This is a genomic window from Paraburkholderia aromaticivorans (assembly GCF_012689525.1).
Taxonomy (GTDB): domain Bacteria; phylum Pseudomonadota; class Gammaproteobacteria; order Burkholderiales; family Burkholderiaceae; genus Paraburkholderia; species Paraburkholderia aromaticivorans_A.
Genome location: NZ_CP051516.1, coordinates 3,482,800 through 3,501,490, shown reverse-complemented (window position 1 = coordinate 3,501,490; position 18,691 = coordinate 3,482,800). Strand labels below are relative to the sequence as shown.

Here is an 18,691-nt window from a genome sequence, read left to right as displayed (position 1 = left end):
ATATCAGAAGCGGGAGGAGAACTGAAATGAGCTATACGGCGCCCATCAAGGACATGTTGTTCGTGATGAAAGAACTGGCCGGTCTCGAAGACATCGCGACCTTGCCGGGCTTCGAAGACGCGAACCTCGAAACGGCGCAAGCCGTCCTCGAAGAATCGGCGAAACTGTGCGGTGGAGTGCTGGCGCCGCTGAACGTCGAAGGCGATCGCAATCCGAGCAGTTGGAAAGACGGCGTGGTCACCGCGACGCCCGGCTTCAAGGAAGCGTTTCGCCAGTTCGGCGAAGGCGGCTGGCAAGGTGTACAACATCCCGTCGATTACGAAGGCCAGGGCCTGCCGAAGCTGATCGCGACGCCGTGCGTCGAAATGCTCAACGCGTCGAATCTATCGTTCGCGCTGTGTCCGTTGCTGACTGACGGCGCGATCGAAGCGCTGCTCACCGCCGGCACCGAAGCGCAAAAACAGACCTATGTCCCGAAGCTGATTTCCGGTGAATGGACCGGCACGATGAACCTGACCGAGCCGCAGGCCGGTTCCGATCTCGCGCTCGTGCGTACGCGCGCCGAGCCGCAGGGCGACGGCTCGTTCAAGCTGTTCGGCACGAAGATTTTCATTACGTGGGGCGAGCACGACATGGCGAAGAACATCGCCCATCTCGTGCTGGCCCGTACGCCGAATGCGCCCGAAGGCGTGAAAGGCATTTCGCTTTTCATCGTGCCGAAGTTCCTCGTCAATGAAGACGGTTCGCTCGGCGAGCGCAACGACGTGCATTGCGTGTCGATCGAACACAAGCTCGGCATCAAGGCGAGCCCGACCGCGGTGCTGCAATTCGGCGACCACGGCGGCGCGATCGGTCATCTGGTCGGCGAGGAGAATCGCGGCCTCGAATACATGTTCATCATGATGAACGCGGCGCGTTTTGCTGTCGGCATGCAAGGCGTGGGCGTCTCGGATCGCGCTTATCAAAAGGCAGTGGCGTACGCGAAAGATCGCGTGCAAAGCCTTCCCGTCGATGGCTCCGCGAAGCAGCCGGTCGCGATCATTCAACACCCCGACGTGCGCCGTATGCTCGCGACCATGCGCGGCCTCACTGAAGCGTCGCGGGCGCTGGCTTATGTGGCCGCGGCGCACTGCGACATCGCGCATCGTCACGCGGACGAAGGCAAGCGCGCCGAGCATCAGGCGATCTACGAATACCTCGTGCCGATCGTGAAGGGCTGGAGCACGGAGTTGTCCATCGACGTCGCGAGCCTCGGCGTGCAGGTGCACGGCGGCATGGGCTTCATCGAAGAAACCGGCGCCGCGCAGTACTACCGCGACGCGCGCATTCTGACGATCTACGAAGGCACGACCGCGATTCAGGCCAACGACCTGATCGGCCGAAAAACCGTGCGCGACGGCGGCAAGGTGGCGAAGTCGCTGCTCGCCGAGGTGGCTGCAACGATCGAGGCACTCGGCGCGCAGCAAGGCCCGGCGTTCGACTCGATGAAGAAGTATCTCGCGCAGGGCCAGCGCTCGTTGGGCGCGGCGGTCGATTTTGTGGTCGCCAATACGAAGGGCGATCCGAATGCGGTATTCGCCGGCAGCGTGCCGTATCTTAAACTCGCGGGCATCGTGCTGGGCGGCTGGCAGATGGCGCGTGCGTTGCTCGTGGCGGCTCAGAAGCGCGACGAAGACCCGTCGTTCTACGGCGCCAAGATCGCGACCGCGCAGTTCTACGCGGAGCATGTGCTGCCGCTGGCGTCGGCGCTCGAGGCGTCGATTGTCAGCGCGAAGGGCGGAGAGAGTGTGCTGGCTTTGTCGGAAGATCAGTTCTGACGTTGCTTCGGCTTCTGTTCCGCGTATAAAAACAAACGGCGCCTGTGAGGCGCCGTTTGTTTTGTCGCGCCGATCTGTGAGATCGCAAACCAGCTCAACCGCTCGCGAAGCGTTGTTAAACCTTAGGCATAAGCCGGGCGATGCGCACCGCCAATCTCGCCGAGATAGCGATGCACCGACAGATCGTCCGCCTTGATGGCCGGTTGCTTGCCCGACATCACGTCGGCGAGCAGCTGCCCCGAGCCGCACGACATCGTCCAGCCCAGCGTGCCGTGGCCCGTGTTCAGGAACAGGTTCGGCACCAGCGTGCGGCCGACGATCGGCGTGCCGTCCGGCGTCATCGGACGCAGACCGGTCCAGAAGGTGGCCTTCGACGTATCGCCGCCGCCCGGGAACAGATCGTTCACGCACAGTTCGAGCGTTTCGCGGCGCGCCTGGCGCAGCGATTTGTCGAAACCGACAATCTCGGCCATGCCGCCCACACGAATCCGGTCGTCGAAACGCGTGATCGCGATCTTGTACGTTTCGTCGAGCACGGTCGACACTGGCGCCGACGCTTCGTTGACGATCGGCGCAGTGATCGAATAACCCTTGAGCGGATAGACCGGAATCTTCACGAGACCGGACAGGAACTGGGTCGAGTACGAACCCAGCGCGACGACGAACGAATCCGCGCGCACCAGTTCCTCGCCGCACTTCACGCCGGCGATGCGGTCGCCGGCCATCGCGAGTGCGTCGATCGGCGTGTTGTAACGAAATTTGACGCCCAGTTCCTCAGCCAGCGCGGCGAGGCGCGTGGTGAACATCTGGCAGTCGCCGGTTTCGTCGCCCGGCAGGCGCAGACCGCCGGTCAGCTTGTGCGACACCGCGGCGAGCGCCGGTTCGGCCCGCGCGAGTTCGGCAGGCGACAGCAGTTCATACGGCACATTGGCTTCCTCCAGCACGGCGATGTCTTTCGCTGCGCCTTCGAATTGCTGCTGCGTGCGGAACACCTGGAGCGTGCCGCCGGCGCGGCCTTCGTACTGGATGCCGGTTTCGGCGCGCAGCGCTTGCAGACAGTCGCGGCTGTATTCGGCGAGGCGAACCATGCGGCCCTTGTTCACCGCATAACGCGACGACGTGCAGTTCTGCAGCATCTGCCACATCCACTGCAACTGGAATTGCGTGCCGTCGAGGCGGATTGCCAGCGGCGCGTGTTTCTGGAACATCCACTTGACGGCCTTCAGCGGCACGCCCGGCGCAGCCCACGGCGACGCGTAGCCCGGCGAGATCTGGCCGGCGTTGGCGAAACTGGTTTCGAGCGCCGGGCCGGCCTCGCGATCGATAACGGTCACTTCGTGCCCCGCGCGCGCCAGGTAATACGCGCTGGTCACGCCGACGACGCCACTGCCCAAAACGACGACTCGCATAGATGCTCCAGGTATTCAAATGAGGTCTGAGGACGGTGCGCTTGTCGATTCGTTGGAATTCGTTCGATTAACAAGGTGTATCGCGGATCGTCCAGTGTTAACCGCTATACTATTAACAGTCAGGTAGGTTTTGTTATTGTATTTTCAAGATTTTCAGCAAAAATATCATGCGTACACAGCGCCAACCGGTCCGGTCCCTCGACAAACTCGATCACAAGATCCTGCGGCTGCTGCAGCAGGACGGCCGCATGGCCATGAAGGACCTGGCCGAACAGGTGGGACTATCGGTCACGCCGTGTATCGAGCGCGTCAAGCGGATGGAGCGCGACGGTGTGATCACCGGCTACCACGCGCGCGTGAACCCGGCGGAGTTAGGCGCGGCGCTGCTGGTGTTCGTCGAGATCACGCTGGCTCACAAGAGCGGCAACATGTTCGATCAGTTCCGCCGCGAGGTGCAGAAGATCCCCGAGGTGCTGGAGTGCCATTTGGTATCGGGCGATTTCGACTATCTGATCAAGGCGCGCATCGGCGAAATGGCCGATTACCGGAAGCTGCTGGGCGACATCCTGCTGCAACTGCCTGGCGCGGTGCAGTCGAAAAGCTACGTCGTGATGGAGGAGATCAAGGAAACGCTGATGATTCCGGTAGGGGATTGAACGGCACAACAGCGCTCGGCGGGGCTCGACAAACGGCGTAAACACTGTATATTTGTACAGGCGTTTTGCGCCGTTTTCCGTTTTTGCGTGTTCAAGCCGTGACCGACTCCGACTCCCACTTCGTCAACGAATTTCCGATCGCGCCGCCCGCGCCTCGCAAGGGCCGTGGCGCAGTGACGAACCTGCAAGGCCGCTACGAAGTCGACCAGCGCGAAGCGGTGGACGACGGCTGGCTGTCGGCGCCGGAAGACGATGACGAGCCCAAGGTCTTGCGCACGCAGGTCTTCGAAGAGCGGGCCAAGACCATTCTTACGCGCAATGCATCGCCGGATATTCCGTTCAGCGTGTCGCTTAACCCGTATCGCGGCTGCGAGCACGGCTGCATATATTGCTTCGCACGGCCCACGCACAGTTATCTGGGGCTGTCGCCGGGGCTCGACTTCGAAAGCCGGATCTACGCCAAGATTAATGCGCCGGAGTTGCTCGAGCGGGAATTGTCGAAGAAGTCGTACGTGCCGGAGCCGATCGCGCTGGGCGTCAATACGGATGCCTGGCAGCCCGTCGAGCGTGACCTGCGACTCACGCGCAGGGTGATCGAAGTGCTCAGCGAACGTCACCATCCGTTTGCGGCGATCACCAAGTCGTCGCTGATCGAACGCGATCTCGATCTGCTGGCGCCCATGGCGGCGCGCGGGCAATTCATGGCGGCCATTACGATCACTACGCTGGACGCCGAGATCGCTCGCACGCTCGAGCCGCGCGCGGCCACGCCGTCGCGGCGACTGCGCACCATCCGCACGTTGAGCGAGGCGGGCATCCCGGTCGGCGTCAGCATCGCGCCGGTGATTCCGTTCGTCACCGAACCGGACATGGAGCGCGTGCTGGAGGCCTGTGCGGAGGCTGGCGCGAGCAATGCAAGCTATATCGTGCTGCGTCTGCCGTGGGAAGTCGCGCCGTTATTCAAAGATTGGCTCGCGGCGCACTTTCCCGATCGTGCTGAACGGGTGATGGGCCGCGTGCGGGACATGCGGGGTGGGAAGGATTATGACTCGTCCTTTTCCACGCGCATGAAGGGTGAAGGCTTGTGGGCGGATCTGCTCAAGCAGCGATTCCACAAGGCGGCGCGCCGCCTGGGCCTGAATCTGCGTGATCGCGGCATTCTGGATATGTCGCACTTTCGCGGGGTCGAGGCGCCGCGCCCCGTCGAACCGCCGCGCGACGACCCTCAACTGGATCTTTTCTAGCGCGGCGCGCGGCGGATCACTGCGAGAGCGCTTTGGCCGCCTGCACCTGGCTTTCGAAGTACGTCTGGAACGAAATGGCGAGGCCTGTCATCAGCAGGAAGGCGCCGATCAGCAGCGAAAAGATCACGACGAAAATGACCGTCCAGCCGGAGCGGCTTTTGCGTTGCGTCTGAGCGTTGAACTGCGCGTCCCACTTTTCGTCCGGACGCAGCCCGTAGACGATCGCGGCGAGAAACGCGGCGAGCGGCGAGACAGCACCGGGAAAGGCCAGCGCCCAGCCGAGCATCGAAGACCGTTCGCTCGCCACCAACAGCATGGCGCCCGGAATGCCGATCAGCGTGCCGATCACGTGTGCCCAGCCGTAGATGTCGCGCATGCCGTACAGATAGAACCGGTGAGCGCCGAGGCTGCCGAAGAAGAACGCCAGTGCGGCGGTAATCGTTTTGGATCTGAAACGCGGGGAAGTCGAGACAAGGGTGGACATGTAGGCCAGAGCAGAGTGACAGGCGGTCGAAAGGAGCGGCGCGCGGCGCGTGCGGACCGACGCGCATTCTACGCCCGCCGCGGGCCGCCGGTCACTTGACGAGTGGTCGCGGCAGGGTCGGGGGCGCTCTCAGCCGCGGGGCGAAGGGTTGGTGGTTACGGCAGCGGTGCAGCGGCGAAGCGGGTGATCAAGGCAGCTTGGCGAGTGGTGTGAGGAGCGCCGGATCTGGCTGGATCGGCGGCGCGGGTGTCGGCGCTCGATTGACTGAACAAGCTTTTCGAGCGCTCGGCGTTTGACGCTGCTTGCCACTTGAGGCGGGCTACGGCGCCGAATAGGTGACGCGATAGACAGCGCCGGCGTAATCGTCGCTGATCAGTAGCGAACCGTCGGGCAGTGGCAGCACGTCGGCGGGGCGTCCCCATTCGGTTTCGCCGGGCTGGAGCCAGCCTTCGGCAAACACTTCCTGGTGGGCATTGCTGCCATCCGGGTCCGTAATCACGTGCACGACGCGATAGCCGACCTTCTTGCTGCGATTCCACGAACCGTGCTCGGCGATAAAAATACTGTTCCGGTACGTGGCCGGAAACATCGAGCCGTCGTAAAAGCGCATGCCGAGCGCCGCTACATGCGCACCGAGTTTGACCACAGGCGGTGTAAACGCATTGCACGGATGGTCTTTGCCGAACTCGGGATCGGGCGTGTCGCCGCCATGGCAGTACGGAAAGCCGAAATCCATCCCGGCGCGCGGCGCGCGGTTGAGCTTGTCGTCCGGCACGTCGTCGCCAAGCAGGTCGCGGCCGTTATCGGTGAACCACAGTTCATGCGTCACGGGATGCCACGCGAAGCCGACCGAATTGCGGATGCCGCGCGCCACGACCTCGTAGTGACTGCCATCCGCGTCCATGCGGCCGATCAGCGCGAAGCGGTTGCGATCTTTCAGGCATACGTTGCAGGGCGCACCTTGCGGCACGTACAGCTTGCCGTCCGGGCCGAACGCGATGAATTTCCAGCCGTGGTGCGTCTCCGTGGGCAACGTGTCGATCACGACGGCGGGTTTGGGCGGATCGTTCAGGTGAGTATCGATCGCATCGAAGCGTACAATTTTCGACACTGCGGATACATAGAGCGCGCCATCGTGCCACGCCACGCCCGCCGGCGTTTCCAGGCCGGAAGCGATCACGTGGCGGGCCGTTACGCGTCCGTTTTGCAATTCGAGCGCGTAGACGTGGCCGTCGAGGCTGCCTATATAAAGAATGCCCTTCGGCGAGAGCGCCATGGCTCGTGCGCTCGGCACGGCATCCGACAAGACCTCGATATGGAAGCCCGGCGGCACCTTGATCCGGTCGACCGGCAGCGCGGCGAGCGCCGGCAGGGCAGTTGAGGCGAGCAGCACGGCCGCGCCTGTGCGCAGGGCCCGGCTTCGCGCAGCGCGCGCCGAGGAGGCGAACCGTATGGCGGCGGTAAAAAAAGCGCGCAAAAACACAATTGGCGGCAGGAGTTTCACGGGCGCTCCGTCAGGTAATTCGGGCGTTTCGACGTGGTTCGGAGTTCCCGCCTGTATGGCTGGCGCAACCCCGCCGCTCAGTTTATCCGGGTAAGTGTTTGTTATGGCGTCAGTTTCCCGCTATAATCGCGTGTTTCAGTCGTTCCGAACCCCGGTTTTCAAGGATTCTAGTATGGTCATCATCCGCTTGGCTCGTGGCGGCTCCAAGAAGCGCCCGTTCTACAACATCGTCGCAACCGATTCGCGTAACCGTCGTGACGGCCGCTTCATCGAGCGCGTTGGCTTCTACAACCCGGTCGCTACGAAGGGTGAGTCCCTCCGTATCGCTCAGGACCGCCTGACGTACTGGCAAGGCGTTGGCGCACAACTGTCGCCGACCGTCGAGCGTCTCGTGAAGGAAGCTGCAAAGGCGCAGCCGGCTGCTTAATGGTAGCTAGCATGCGTATCGTCGTCGGTTCGACCGGCGGCTCGCGCGGTTTGCGTGAGCAGTCCGATGCGCGAGTTGTTATGCTGAAGCAGGCGTCGAAGCTGGCAGCGAGGTTCTCTTCGAGGTGTTCTTATGTCTGAGCGTGATTCCGGCAGTTCAGGTCGCGTAAAGGCAGCAGCCCCGCGCGCGAAGACGTCTGGTCAGGCGCCGTTCGGTGCGTTCGTCCGCAAGCCGGTCGAAAATGCCGAAGGCAAGGCGAAAGCCCAAGTTGCAAACGCCGGTTCCAGTGCGGCAGAAATGCGCATGGAAACGGTGGAAAGCTGGCCGGCCGATGCGGTCGAGGTCGGCGCAATCGTCGACGCTTACGGCCTCAAGGGCTGGGTCAAGGTAGCCGCGCATGCGGATGCCGGCCACGGCGGCGACGCTTTGCTGAGCGCGAAGCGCTGGTGGCTGATCAAAGGCCAGGAGCGCAAATCGGCGCCGTCATTGCAGGCGAAAACGCATAGCGACAGTGTGGTTGCCCATCTGGGCGGCGTCGCTGACCGCGATGTGGCTCTGGTGCTGCGCGGCACCCGCGTCTATATCAGCCGCAGTGAATTTCCGGCTCTCGAAGCCGACGAGTTCTACTGGGTCGACCTGCTCGGCCTGGATGTGGTGAACGTTGCCGGAGTCAGTCTCGGCAAGGTTGTAGACATGATCGACAACGGTGCGCACTCGGTGTTGCGCATCGAATACCCGGATACCGACAAAAGCGGCAAGCCGGTCACCGGCGAGCGTTTGATCCCGTTCGTCGGCGTCTTTGTCAAAACGGTGGACCAGGCGGCGAAGCAGATCACTGTCGACTGGGAAGCCGATTACTAAATAATTTCGCTGAATGGAGAGAGCGATGCAGTTCGATGTCGTTACGCTCTTTCCGGACATGTTTCGCGCGCTAACCGACTGGGGTATCACCAGCCGAGCGGCGAAGCAGGAGCGCTACGGGTTGCGTACGTGGAATCCGCGCGATTTTACGATCGACAACTACCGCACGATCGACGATCGCCCATATGGCGGTGGCCCCGGCATGGTGATGCTGGCCAAACCGCTGGAAGACGCGATCGGCGCGGCGAAAGCGGCGCAGGCGGAGCAGGGCATTGGCGCGTCGCGTGTCGTGATGATGTCGCCGCAAGGCGCCACGTTGAATCACGACCGCGTCATGCAGTTCGCGGCCGAACCTGGCCTGATCCTGTTGTGCGGACGCTATGAAGCGATCGATCAGCGTTTGCTGGACCGTGTCGTCGACGAAGAAGTCAGCCTTGGCGACTTCGTGCTGTCGGGCGGCGAATTGCCGGCCATGGCCTTGATGGACGCTGTGGTGCGTCAGTTGCCCGGCGTGCTCAACGACTCGCAGTCGGCGGTGCAGGATAGTTTTGTCGACGTGCTGCTGGATTGCCCGCACTACACGCGTCCCGAGGAATACGACGGCGTGCGTGTGCCCGATGTGCTGCTCGGCGGCCATCATGCGGAGATCGAAGCGTGGCGTCGGCGGGAAGCCTTGCGCAACACGTTGAACAAACGGCCGGATCTGATCGTGAAGGCCAGAAAGAACAAGATGTTGAGCCGTGCCGACGAGGCATGGCTTGCGAGTCTCGCGAAGGAAGAGTCGAAGGCGTAAAGCCTTGGGTCTTTCAAGCGGACATTAGGCGGCGCCGCGCATGCGTGCACGGCGCCAGAGGTGAACCCATCCTCTATCGGGGCCGTAGCCGCAAGGCAGGTACGAACGCCGACAAGATGGACTTAGGAGTCAGTGATGAATCTGATTGCAATACTCGAGCAGGAAGAAATCGGCCGCGCCCTCGGCGAGAAGACCATCCCCGAATTCGCCCCCGGCGATACGGTGATCGTCAGCGTGAACGTGGTTGAAGGTACGCGTAAGCGTGTTCAGGCTTACGAAGGCGTCGTGATCGCCAAGCGTAACCGTGGTCTGAATTCGTCGTTCATCGTCCGCAAGATTTCGTCGGGCGAAGGCGTCGAGCGTACGTTCCAGACGTACTCGCCGCTGCTGGCAAGCATCGTCGTGAAGCGTCGTGGCGATGTGCGTCGTGCGAAGCTGTACTACCTGCGCGACCGTTCGGGCAAGTCGGCTCGGATCAAGGAAAAGCTGGTCGCGAAGAAAGACCGCGCTGCTCCGGAAGCGTAAAAGCTGTAAGAAAAAGCACCCCTCGCGGGTGCTTTTTTGTTTGCCAGGTCAAAATAGCGGCATGTCCCCTATCCGCTCATTCGAGAGACCCGTTGATCCGCCCCGTCTTTGAGCCTGAAACCTTGCCTGTCGAAGCGACGGGCGCCGATCTGCCGCCGGTGGCCGGCGAGCGTCTCACGCCTGACGGCCTGCGCGCACGCTTTGAGCAGCGTCTTGCCTGGACCCCCGAGCGCATCGTCGACGCGCCCTGGCGCGATACGCACGCCGATCCGCGAGTCGCGGCGGTGCTGGTGCCGCTGGTGGTCCGCGAGCACGGCCTGACCGTACTGCTGACTCAGCGTGCCGACCATCTGAACGATCACGCAGGCCAGGTGAGCTTTCCTGGCGGCCGTCACGAACCCTTCGACGCCGACGCCACAGCCACCGCGCTGCGGGAAGCGGAGGAGGAGGTCGGTCTCGATCCATCGCGTGTGGAAATTCTCGGCGCATTGCCCGACTATCTGACGGGCACCGGTTTTCGCGTGACGCCGGTGATCGGCCTCGTGCATCCGCCGTTCACGGTGAAGGCGGACGCGCTCGAAGTGGCCGAAGTCTTCGAAGTGCCGCTCGCCTTTCTGATGAACCCCGTGCACCACGAAGTCCGTGTGTTCCGCTATGAAGGCGGCGAGCGCCGCTTTTTCGCCATGCCGTATCCGCGCGCCGCATCGGCTGAAGCTGACGAGAATGGCAGTGAAGTCGGTAGCCACCATTTCATCTGGGGCGCGACGGCGGCGATGCTGCGCAACTTCTATCGGTTCCTCGCGGCCTGAGTTGCGTCGGACTGTGCAGTTGTCGGGTGTTTGTCGACGTCCGCGCTCAGTGGCATCCGACCCTGTGCTATCGTTATAAAACAATCGTAAAACTCGAAAAGCACGGCGCACCGCATGACTTTTTTCTCCGTATTGCTGGCTCTGATCATTGAACAGGTACGCGCGCTGTCGCCGAACAATCCGGTGTCCGCGTTGCTTCAATACCATGCGGAGTCGGCGGCGCACGGATTCGATGCCGGCAAGCCGAAGCACGGCCTGCTCGCCTGGCTCGTGGTGGTGGTGCCCTGGACGCTGGTCGTCGCGCTCGTCTACTACGTGCTGTATCACATTCACTTTGCGCTGGCGTTCCTGTGGAACGTCGCGGTGCTGTACTTCACGCTGGGCTTCCGCCAGTTCAGTCATTACTTCACCGACATTCACCTCGCGTTGAATAACGATGACGTGCCGCGCGCGCGTGAGATCCTGAACGAATGGACCGGGCTTGATACCGTCGACATGCCTGTCAGCGAGATCGTGCGCCACACGCTGATTCATGCGGTGGTCGCTTCGCATCGGCACGTGTTCGGCGTGTTCTTCTGGTTTCTGATTCCGGTCGGTCCGGCGGGCGCAGTGCTGTATCGGATTGCCGAATATCTGGCCCGCACGTGGGCGCGGCCGGTCGATGACCGTACCGTCGCATTTTCGAGCTTCGCACAGCGTGCCTTCTTCGTGATCGACTGGGTGCCGGCGCGGCTGACGTCGCTGGGCTTTGCGATCGTCGGCAATTTCGAAGACGCGATTTATGCATGGCGCAACCATGCGCGCCAATGGCCGAATGCGAACGACGGCGTGTTGCTGGCCGCGGGCAGCGGTGCCCTGGGCGCACGTCTGAGCGGGCCGCTGGCTGAGCCGTCGAGCCTCGACGCGCTCGCCACCGGCGACGGCGGCCCGTTGCAGGTCGGCGACGACTGCACGCCGCGCACGCTACAATCGGCCGTGGGGCTGGTGTGGCGCGCGGTGGTGCTGTGGATGATTTTGTTGCTGATGCTGACGATTGCGGTGTGGCTGGCTTGACGTCATCAAGCTAACGCTGCTCGCTGTAAAGAAAGCCGCAATCCGGCGTCAGGCTGCCGACCAACCCTACGTTTCTTTGAAGCGTAGGGTTTCGCTTTTCAGGCGTGGAGAATCGCGTAGTGGGGCGCGCTGCCCCCTTGGCCTTTTCCATTCATGCCGCGGCACCGTGCGCAATGCGCCGGTCAGCGACAAGCCGCTTCACCCATCCAGCGGATCCCGCGCCGTCCCACACTGCCAGCAGACCGTAAACTGCGCATCGAGCATCTCGCCGCACTGACGACACTGCCAGCCAGGCGACCCCGCCGCTGGCCCATGCGAAGCCGCGTCGATCAACCTCCGCGCCATCGCTTCGTCGCGTTCGTCGACGAGCCAAAGCTCCGGCGAGCACTGATCCGCCGGAATATCGCCGAGCGCGCCGTTCAGATAACGATTGTGCAACTCGCAAGCAATGCCCGCAGTGGCCAGCACATTGATCCAATGCTGTCCGATGATCAGATTCGGCGCGCGCATCAGTCTCATGTCAGCGGACGATCTGACTGGCTTCGTGTACGAGTTGCGCATACAGCGCATGCCGTTCGCGGCGGATGCGGCCATCAGCCACGGCTTCGAGAATCGCGCAACCGGGTTCCTGCAAATGATGGCAGTTGTAGAACCGGCAGTTCGGCAACAACGGCCGGAACTCCGGAAACGCGCGCTCAAGCCGGCCTTCGGTCAAATGATGCAGGCCGAATTCCTGGAAGCCCGGTGAGTCGATCAACGCGCCGCCTTTGCCGTCCGCGCTGTCGGGCAGCGGATAGAGACGCGTAAAGGTCGTCGTATGGCGCCCGCTGTTCAGTGCGGTCGAAATTTCACGCGTGGCGACTTCGGCATCGGGAATCAGCAGATTCACGAGCGTCGATTTGCCCATGCCGGACTGGCCGAGCAGCAGCGTCGAATGACCATGCAGATGTTCGATCAACGCAGCACGCGCGGCCTCGGGCTGCATCTTGATCGACACTTCCACGACCGTATAACCCAGCGCGCGATACGATTCGAGCCGCTTGCGCGCGCCTTCAAGCGCATCGGTCACGTCGGTTTTGTTCAGCACGATCAGCGGCTTCAGTTCGTTCGCCTCGGCAGCGACGAGCGCGCGCCCGAGCAGGTCTTCGCTGAAATGCGGTTCGGTGGCCAACACGACCAATAGCTGATCGAGGTTGGCAGCGAACAGCTTCGACTTGTACTGATCCGAGCGATACAGCAGATTGCGCCGTTCGCCGATCTCGACGATTACGCCCTGATCCGCCGAAGCCAACTCGTAAATCACGCGATCGCCGACGGCTACTTCGCTGCGCTTGCCGCGCGGAAAGCATTGGAGCATGGCGCCGCCGTCATCCGGCGCGACCAGATAGTGGCGGCCATGCGCGGCCACGACGAGGCCGCCTACGCGCGTGCTGGACGGCGCGCGCGGCGCTTTCGGGGAGCGGCCGCTCATGCGTGCCGCAGCAGGCGGTCGATCCGCTGCGACGCCGGCGGATGCGAGTAGTAGAACGCGGTGTAGAGCGGGTCGGGCGTCAGGGTCGAGGCGTTGTCCTCGTACAGCTTGACGAGCGCGTTGACGAGGTCTTGCGCATCGGTCTGCGTCGCGGCGAACGCGTCGGCTTCGAACTCGTGCTTGCGCGAGCTGAGGCTGCCGAGCGGCGTCACGAAGAACAGGAACACCGGCAGCGCGAGGAAGAACAGCACCAGCGCGAGGCCGCTATTACCGCCGATCAACGACGGCCGCACGCCGAGTCCTTCATAGAACCACACGCACTGCGTGAGCCAGCCGAGCAGGGCAAGCATCGCGAGACTGATCGCGAAGGTGACGAGCATGCGCTTGATCACGTGCCGGCGCTTGAAGTGGCCGAGTTCGTGCGCGAGCACGGCTTCGATCTCGCTGCCCGACAGGCGCGCGAGCAGCGTGTCGAAGAACACAATCCGCTTGGCCGCGCCGAAGCCGGTGAAGTAGGCGTTGCCGTGCGCCGAACGGCGGCTGCCATCCATCACGAAGAGGCCCTTGGCGGCAAAGCCGCAGCGCTGCATCAGCGCTTCGATGCGGCTTTTCAGCGCTTCGTCCTTGAGCGGCTCGAACTTGTTGAAAAGCGGCGCGATAAACGACGGATACAGCACCAGCACGAGCATCTGGAAGGCGACCCAGACGATCCACGTCCACAGCCACCACAGGCTGCCGGCCTGGTTCATCAGCCACAGCACGACGAACAGCAGCGGCAGGCCGAACGCGGTGCCGAGCAGCACGCCCTTGATCCGGTCGACGAAGAAAATGCCCTTGCTCATGCGGTTGAAACCGAAGCGCTGCTCGACCACGAACTGGCGGTAGTAATCGAACGGCAGGTCGATCACGCTGGTGATCGCGATCACCGCGGCGACCAGCGCGATCTGTCCGAGGTAACCGCGGCCAAGCCAATCGGAGATGCCGAGATCGAGCGCCTGCACGCCGCCGAGCAGCGTGAGGCCGATCAGCACGGCCGCGCTGACGACGATTTCGATCATGGTGAGGCGGGTGCGCTCGACGGTGTAGTCGGCGGCGCGCTGGTGCGCGGTGAGCGCGATGGTGCCGGCGAACTGGCTCGGCACCTGCTCGCGATGGCCGGCCACGAAGCGGATTTGCCGCGAGGCGAGCCAAAGTTTGGTGCCGACCATCGCCACGACGGCGACGACGAACAGAACGGTGAAGTACAGGGTAGGCATCCGGGGATTCCGTGGTATCTATGCGAGAATTATATGTTTCTTCCCGCCTTACGGCGGGAACACGCCTAAACCAATCTCAAACGAACAATCGCCGTGGCAGGCGGGCTTGTAGAAGAGCCGTTTGCCGGGCTATCAAGGTTGCCTTCATGACTGACATCCTCGCATCCACCGAACAGCCGCCGCTCGTGCGCAGCGACATGAATCTCGTCTGGCTGGACATGGAAATGACCGGGCTCGAGCCCGATTCCGACCGCATCATCGAAATCGCGGTGGTGGTGACGAATTCGACGCTCGACAGGTTGGTCGAAGGGCCGGTTCTGGCGATTCATCAGAGCGACGAGACACTCGCCAAGATGGATCAGTGGAATCAGAACACGCATGGCCGCTCGGGCCTGATCGACCGTGTGAAGGCGTCCACGGTGAGCGAGGCCGACGCCACCGAACAGATTCGCGATTTCCTGAGCTTATTTGTGCCGCCGGGCAAATCGCCGATGTGCGGCAACTCGATCTGCCAGGACCGCCGCTTCATGGCGCGCTGGATGCCGGATCTGGAACGCTTCTTCCACTACCGTAATCTCGACGTCAGCACCCTGAAGGAACTGTGCCGCCGCTGGCAGCCGGCCATCTACAAGGGCTTCCAGAAGCGCGCGATGCACACGGCGCTGGCCGATATCCACGAGTCGATCGACGAACTGAAGTATTACCGCGAGCACTTCCTGATCCCGTCGGCACCGGACGCCGCCGACGGCGCGGAATAAAATTGCCTAAGCCGGCCGGGGCGCGCGCTGCGCGTTCTTCGGCCGGAACGCCTTCACCACGTCGGCGTTGGTTTCCACGTACGGTCCGCCGATCAGGTCGATGCAGTACGGCACCGCGGCGAAAATGCCCGGCACCTTCACCGCGCCGCCTGCTTCGGCGTCGCGCAAACCTTCCAGCGTTTCCTTGATCGACTTCGGCTGACCCGGCAGGTTGATGATCAGCGCCGCGTGCTCCGCCGTTTCGCGGATCACCGCGACCTGGCGCGACAGAACCGCGGTCGGCACGAAATTCAGGCTGATCTGCCGCATCTGCTCGCCGAAACCCGGCATTTCCTTGGTGGCGACGGCAAGCGTCGCCTCGGGCGTCACGTCGCGGCGCGACGGGCCGGTGCCGCCGGTGGTCAGTACCAGATCGCAGCCGACTTCGTCGACCAGTTCGGTCAGCGTGGCGGAAATGGTCGGCGCGTCGTCCTGAATCAGGCGCGTGACCACTTGCCACGGCGAAGTCAGCGCCGCGCCGAGCCATTCCTGCAAGGCCGGAAGGCCTTTGTCCTCGTACACGCCGGTGGACGCGCGATCGCTGATCGACACGAGACCGATCACGATTTCGTCGGGGTGCTGGCGCGGCTGCTTACCTGGGTGCTTAGGCGTCGCGGTCGTCATCGTCGTCTTCGTCCAGGGCGTCGTCGGCGTCGGCATCGGTTGCCGCGGACGGGCCGTCCGCGTTCTTGATCCACTGGAACAGTTCGCGGAAGTAGCGCGGCGGCTTGCTCTGCAGCGCTTCCTTGCGGGCGTTGCGGATCAGCGTGCGACCTTGCTGCGGGTCGGCGTTCGGGTGCTGGCGGATGAAATCGGTCAGCGCGGCGTCGTCGGCGAGCAGCTTTTCGCGGGTGCGCTCGATCCAGTGGAGCTTGGCCGTTTCCGCCTTGTTGACGCCGTTAAAGGTGTCGAGCGCGGTGCGCAGCGCGGCGGTTTCCTCGTCCAGCAGCGAGCGCATCACGCGGCCGACATATTGCACCTGGCGGCGTTTGCCTTCGTGATCGGTGATGCGGCGTGCTTCGCGCACGGCGTCGTCGAGCTTTTCGGGCATCGGCATGCGCTTGAGCGCGTCTTTGGGCAGCGCGATCAGCGCCGAGCCCAGTTCCTGCAGCTCGTGCATGTCGCGCTTGAGCTGGGATTTGCTGGGACGGTCGTAGCCGTTCTCGTCGACTTCCGGCTCGGCGGATTCGATGGGTTGAATGCGGGTTTTGCGTGTCATTTCGATATTGTAGCGTGCCGCGCCCGCCGAACCCGCGGTGCTGCCGCGCACAAGGCCTCACGCATTGCGAAGCGATGACATTGCGGCGCTCAGGCGGCGCTCAGGCGACCGTGACGCCAGGCGCAGCGAATGCCAGGTACGGCATCGCGTACCTTGCTATGATCGCGGGATACGTCACCGGACACACGCGCCGGACACACGCGCAGACGCGGGCGTGCTCGCATGCGTCAGGCATGGGCGTGACCGGTGCGAACACGGCGAACATAGCGAACACACCCTGGGCCGCTCGGCCCCGAACAGGACGGCAACGACAATGGCAGCAGACATGGACGTCAAGCAGCGCTTTTTTCCGCACACCCAGGATGAACTGAAGGAAATCGCCTCGGACATCCTTCGTCACGCGAAGTCGCTCGGCGGTACCGACGCGGCGACCGAGATTTCCGAAGGCGACGGCCTGTCCGTCTCCGTGCGGCGCGGCGAAGTCGAGACGATCGAACACAACCGCGACAAGATGGTCGGCGTGACGGTGTTCATCGGCAACAAGCGCGGCAATGCGAGCACTTCGGACTTTTCGTCGCAGGCCTTGAAGGACACGGTCGCGGCGGCCTACAACATCGCCCGCTTCACGGCGGAAGACGATTGCGCGGGCCTCGCCGAAGCCGAGCTGCTGGAAACGGCGCCGCGCGATCTCGATCTCTATCACCCGTGGAATCTGTCCGCGGACGAAGCGGTTGAAATCGCCCGCCGCTCGGAAGACGCTGCGTTCGCGACCGATCCGCAGATCAAGAATTCGGAAGGCGCGAGCGTCTCGGCACAGCACTCGCAGTTCGTGCTGGCCACCTCGCGTGGCTTTCTGTCGGGCTATCCATACTCGCGCCACTACATCGCGTGCGCGCCGATTGCCGGCAGCGCCCGCAACATGCAGCGCGACGATTGGTACACGTCCACCCGCAGCGCCGAAGAACTGGCCGATCCGGAAGCCGTCGGCCGTTACGCGGCGCAACGCGCGCTGGCGCGCATCGGTGCGCGCGGTCTGGATACGCGCAAGGTGCCGGTCCTGTTCGAAGCGCCGCTCGCCGCGGGCATCCTCGGCGCATTCGTGCAAGCCACGAGCGGCGGCGCGCTGTATCGCAAGACTTCATTCCTCGTCGACAGCCTCGGCAAGCCGGTGTTCGCGCCGCACGTGCAAGTGGTCGAAGACCCGCATGTCGCCCGCGCCATGGGCAGCGCGCCGTTCGACGAAGAAGGCGTGCGCACCAAACAGCGCTCGGTGGTGAAAGACGGCGTGGTGGAAGGCTATTTCCTGTCCACCTATTCGGCGCGCAAGCTCGGTATGCAGACCACCGGTAATGCGGGCGGCTCGCATAACCTGTCGCTGCGGAGCTCGAACACGCGCCCCGAGGACGACTTCGAAGAGATGCTGCGCAAGCTCGGCACGGGCCTGTTGCTGACCGAACTGATGGGGCAGGGCGTGAACTACGTGACGGGCGATTATTCGCGTGGCGCGTCGGGCTTCTGGGTCGAGAACGGTAAGATCCAGTATCCGGTCGAGGAAATTACGGTGGCGAGCACGCTGCAGGAGATGTTCCACCACATCGTCGCGATCGGCGCGGACACGATCACGCGCGGCACCAAGCAAACCGGCTCTGTGTTGATCGAACGGATGACGATCGCGGGGCAGTAAGCGGGTTTCAGCGGCATCCTTGCGGGCCTTTCACCAGGCCCGTAAAAAGCGAAAACGCCACGCAAGTCACTGCGTGGCGTTTTTTTATGCGTGATCAGACGGGCAGCGCCGACTGTTTGCTTTGCGCGCGGCGCTAACGTCTCAAGCCAAAAAAATCCTTCAAGCGCCTTTGCGCTCGTATGTCACGAACGCGTAGTCGAAATCGTTCGGCGCATCCGCGCGATGCGTTTCATGCGCGACTTCTTCCCACTCGTTTTCGTCGATTGCCGGGAACGTGGCGTCGCCTTCGAAGTCGGCGGAAATTTCGGTGATGATCAGCTTGTCCGCCTGCCGCAAACCTTCCGCATACAACTGCGCGCCGCCGATCAGAAACGCTTCCGGCGCCTGATCCTGCGCGGCGAGCTTGAGCGCGTCTTCGAGCGTCGTGGCTGCGTCGCAGCCCTGAAAACGCCGCGTGGCATCCCGTGTCACGACGATGTTGCGGCGTCCCGGCAACGGCCGGCCGATCGACTCGTGCGTCTTGCGTCCCATGATGATGGGCGCACCCATGGTGGTGCGCTTGAAGAACGCGAGGTCTTCGGGAAGTCGCCAGGGCAACTGGTTGTCGCGGCCGATCACGCCGTTGTTGGCGCGAGCGACGATCAGGGTGAGCGTCGTCATCGAATGGAAAGGGGAACGTAAC

General features: G+C 63.1%; 20 protein-coding genes. 11 read left to right on the top strand and 9 right to left on the bottom strand.

Features of this window, described 5'->3' with window-relative positions; translation table 11 throughout:
- The first annotated feature begins 26 nt into the window (after positions 1–26).
- On the top strand, positions 27–1,817 hold the full coding sequence (locus tag HF916_RS43925; RefSeq protein WP_168794868.1) for an acyl-CoA dehydrogenase: 1,791 nt from the start codon (positions 27–29) through the stop codon (positions 1,815–1,817).
- A gap of 122 nt (positions 1,818–1,939) precedes the next feature.
- Here HF916_RS43925 and HF916_RS43920 read toward each other — a convergent pair whose 3' ends face one another.
- The gene (locus tag HF916_RS43920; protein ID WP_168794867.1) at positions 1,940–3,226 is read right to left on the bottom strand and encodes a D-amino acid dehydrogenase; all 1,287 of its coding nucleotides are present in this window, start codon (positions 3,224–3,226) and stop codon (positions 1,940–1,942) included.
- 167 nt (positions 3,227–3,393) lie between these two features.
- Here HF916_RS43920 and HF916_RS43915 point away from each other — a divergent pair, with 167 nt between their 5' ends.
- Positions 3,394–3,882, top strand: a complete 489-nt coding sequence (locus tag HF916_RS43915) for an Lrp/AsnC ligand binding domain-containing protein (protein ID WP_168794866.1) — start codon at positions 3,394–3,396, stop codon at positions 3,880–3,882.
- A gap of 98 nt (positions 3,883–3,980) precedes the next feature.
- Complete coding sequence (locus HF916_RS43910; protein WP_168794865.1) at positions 3,981–5,126, top strand: PA0069 family radical SAM protein; 1,146 nt, start codon at positions 3,981–3,983, stop codon at positions 5,124–5,126.
- Between the two features lie 16 nt (positions 5,127–5,142).
- On the opposite strand, the gene HF916_RS43905 is transcribed toward HF916_RS43910, so the two are convergent.
- On the bottom strand, positions 5,143–5,610 hold the full coding sequence (locus tag HF916_RS43905; RefSeq protein ID WP_168794864.1) for an NINE protein: 468 nt from the start codon (positions 5,608–5,610) through the stop codon (positions 5,143–5,145).
- Between the two features lie 319 nt (positions 5,611–5,929).
- Entirely contained in the window at positions 5,930–7,063 is a 1,134-nt protein-coding gene (locus HF916_RS43900) for a PQQ-dependent sugar dehydrogenase (RefSeq protein WP_431311471.1), read from the bottom strand.
- Between the two features lie 223 nt (positions 7,064–7,286).
- On the opposite strand from HF916_RS43900, the gene rpsP reads away from it, so the two are divergent.
- The 6 genes from rpsP to HF916_RS43870 all read left to right on the top strand — a co-directional run bounded on the left by rpsP (position 7,287) and on the right by HF916_RS43870 (position 11,582).
- Positions 7,287–7,541, top strand: a complete 255-nt coding sequence (rpsP, locus tag HF916_RS43895; RefSeq protein WP_007180912.1) for a 30S ribosomal protein S16 — start codon at positions 7,287–7,289, stop codon at positions 7,539–7,541.
- 132 nt (positions 7,542–7,673) lie between these two features.
- On the top strand, positions 7,674–8,402 hold the full coding sequence (gene rimM / locus HF916_RS43890) for a ribosome maturation factor RimM (RefSeq protein ID WP_168794862.1): 729 nt from the start codon (positions 7,674–7,676) through the stop codon (positions 8,400–8,402).
- Positions 8,403–8,427: 25 nt separating this feature from the next.
- Entirely contained in the window at positions 8,428–9,195 is a 768-nt protein-coding gene (gene trmD, locus HF916_RS43885; protein ID WP_168794861.1) for a tRNA (guanosine(37)-N1)-methyltransferase TrmD, read from the top strand.
- Between the two features lie 135 nt (positions 9,196–9,330).
- Positions 9,331–9,720 (top strand): 50S ribosomal protein L19, encoded by a 390-nt coding sequence (rplS, locus tag HF916_RS43880; RefSeq protein WP_012433948.1) that lies wholly within the window; start codon positions 9,331–9,333, stop codon positions 9,718–9,720.
- Between the two features lie 92 nt (positions 9,721–9,812).
- The gene (locus HF916_RS43875) at positions 9,813–10,529 is read left to right on the top strand and encodes a CoA pyrophosphatase (protein ID WP_168794860.1); all 717 of its coding nucleotides are present in this window, start codon (positions 9,813–9,815) and stop codon (positions 10,527–10,529) included.
- Positions 10,530–10,643: 114 nt separating this feature from the next.
- The gene (locus tag HF916_RS43870; RefSeq protein ID WP_168794859.1) at positions 10,644–11,582 is read left to right on the top strand and encodes a CobD/CbiB family protein; all 939 of its coding nucleotides are present in this window, start codon (positions 10,644–10,646) and stop codon (positions 11,580–11,582) included.
- 198 nt (positions 11,583–11,780) lie between these two features.
- Here HF916_RS43870 and HF916_RS43865 read toward each other — a convergent pair whose 3' ends face one another.
- Genes HF916_RS43865 through HF916_RS43855 form a run of 3 tightly spaced genes read right to left on the bottom strand, consistent with a single transcriptional unit; the run spans position 11,781 to position 14,309 of the window.
- A complete protein-coding gene (locus HF916_RS43865; RefSeq protein ID WP_168794858.1) occupies positions 11,781–12,101 on the bottom strand; it encodes a putative signal transducing protein in 321 nt (106 codons plus the stop codon).
- A 1-nt stretch (position 12,102) separates the two neighbouring features.
- Positions 12,103–13,053 carry a ribosome small subunit-dependent GTPase A gene (rsgA, locus tag HF916_RS43860; protein WP_168794857.1) on the bottom strand — a complete coding sequence of 317 codons (951 nt, stop codon included), beginning with the start codon at positions 13,051–13,053 and terminating at the stop codon, positions 12,103–12,105.
- The gene (locus tag HF916_RS43855; RefSeq protein ID WP_168794856.1) at positions 13,050–14,309 is read right to left on the bottom strand and encodes a M48 family metallopeptidase; all 1,260 of its coding nucleotides are present in this window, start codon (positions 14,307–14,309) and stop codon (positions 13,050–13,052) included. Before HF916_RS43855 ends, rsgA begins: the two co-directional genes overlap by 4 nt.
- A gap of 146 nt (positions 14,310–14,455) precedes the next feature.
- Here HF916_RS43855 and orn point away from each other — a divergent pair, with 146 nt between their 5' ends.
- Entirely contained in the window at positions 14,456–15,067 is a 612-nt protein-coding gene (gene orn, locus HF916_RS43850) for an oligoribonuclease (protein WP_168794855.1), read from the top strand.
- 6 nt (positions 15,068–15,073) lie between these two features.
- Here the strand turns inward: orn and mog are convergent, their stop codons facing one another.
- Both mog and yjgA read right to left on the bottom strand, forming a co-directional pair.
- On the bottom strand, positions 15,074–15,730 hold the full coding sequence (gene mog / locus HF916_RS43845; RefSeq protein WP_168794854.1) for a molybdopterin adenylyltransferase: 657 nt from the start codon (positions 15,728–15,730) through the stop codon (positions 15,074–15,076).
- Complete coding sequence (gene yjgA, locus HF916_RS43840; RefSeq protein WP_168795853.1) at positions 15,711–16,325, bottom strand: ribosome biogenesis factor YjgA; 615 nt, start codon at positions 16,323–16,325, stop codon at positions 15,711–15,713. Before yjgA ends, mog begins: the two co-directional genes overlap by 20 nt.
- Positions 16,326–16,638: 313 nt before the next feature.
- Here yjgA and pmbA point away from each other — a divergent pair, with 313 nt between their 5' ends.
- On the top strand, positions 16,639–18,009 hold the full coding sequence (gene pmbA / locus HF916_RS43835; RefSeq protein WP_168794853.1) for a metalloprotease PmbA: 1,371 nt from the start codon (positions 16,639–16,641) through the stop codon (positions 18,007–18,009).
- Positions 18,010–18,168: 159 nt separating this feature from the next.
- Here pmbA and HF916_RS43830 read toward each other — a convergent pair whose 3' ends face one another.
- Positions 18,169–18,669 carry a dihydrofolate reductase gene (locus HF916_RS43830; RefSeq protein WP_168794852.1) on the bottom strand — a complete coding sequence of 167 codons (501 nt, stop codon included), beginning with the start codon at positions 18,667–18,669 and terminating at the stop codon, positions 18,169–18,171.
- Between the last annotated feature and the right edge of the window lie 22 nt (positions 18,670–18,691).

Bases quoted from the DNA above. Each gene is read 5' to 3' on its own strand.
- HF916_RS43925 (WP_168794868.1), top strand. From the start codon at position 27: ATGAGCTATACGGCGCCCATCAAGGACATGTTGTTCGTGATGAAAGAA.
- HF916_RS43920 (WP_168794867.1), bottom strand. From the start codon at position 3,226: ATGCGAGTCGTCGTTTTGGGCAGTGGCGTCGTCGGCGTGACCAGCGCG.
- HF916_RS43915 (WP_168794866.1), top strand. From the start codon at position 3,394: ATGCGTACACAGCGCCAACCGGTCCGGTCCCTCGACAAACTCGATCAC.
- HF916_RS43905 (WP_168794864.1), bottom strand. From the start codon at position 5,610: ATGTCCACCCTTGTCTCGACTTCCCCGCGTTTCAGATCCAAAACGATT.
- rpsP (WP_007180912.1), top strand. From the start codon at position 7,287: ATGGTCATCATCCGCTTGGCTCGTGGCGGCTCCAAGAAGCGCCCGTTC.
- rimM (WP_168794862.1), top strand. From the start codon at position 7,674: ATGTCTGAGCGTGATTCCGGCAGTTCAGGTCGCGTAAAGGCAGCAGCC.
- trmD (WP_168794861.1), top strand. From the start codon at position 8,428: ATGCAGTTCGATGTCGTTACGCTCTTTCCGGACATGTTTCGCGCGCTA.
- rplS (WP_012433948.1), top strand. From the start codon at position 9,331: ATGAATCTGATTGCAATACTCGAGCAGGAAGAAATCGGCCGCGCCCTC.
- HF916_RS43870 (WP_168794859.1), top strand. From the start codon at position 10,644: ATGACTTTTTTCTCCGTATTGCTGGCTCTGATCATTGAACAGGTACGC.
- HF916_RS43865 (WP_168794858.1), bottom strand. From the start codon at position 12,101: ATGAGACTGATGCGCGCGCCGAATCTGATCATCGGACAGCATTGGATC.
- rsgA (WP_168794857.1), bottom strand. From the start codon at position 13,053: ATGAGCGGCCGCTCCCCGAAAGCGCCGCGCGCGCCGTCCAGCACGCGC.
- HF916_RS43855 (WP_168794856.1), bottom strand. From the start codon at position 14,309: ATGCCTACCCTGTACTTCACCGTTCTGTTCGTCGTCGCCGTCGTGGCG.
- orn (WP_168794855.1), top strand. From the start codon at position 14,456: ATGACTGACATCCTCGCATCCACCGAACAGCCGCCGCTCGTGCGCAGC.
- mog (WP_168794854.1), bottom strand. From the start codon at position 15,730: ATGACGACCGCGACGCCTAAGCACCCAGGTAAGCAGCCGCGCCAGCAC.
- yjgA (WP_168795853.1), bottom strand. From the start codon at position 16,325: ATGACACGCAAAACCCGCATTCAACCCATCGAATCCGCCGAGCCGGAA.
- pmbA (WP_168794853.1), top strand. From the start codon at position 16,639: ATGGCAGCAGACATGGACGTCAAGCAGCGCTTTTTTCCGCACACCCAG.
- HF916_RS43830 (WP_168794852.1), bottom strand. From the start codon at position 18,669: ATGACGACGCTCACCCTGATCGTCGCTCGCGCCAACAACGGCGTGATC.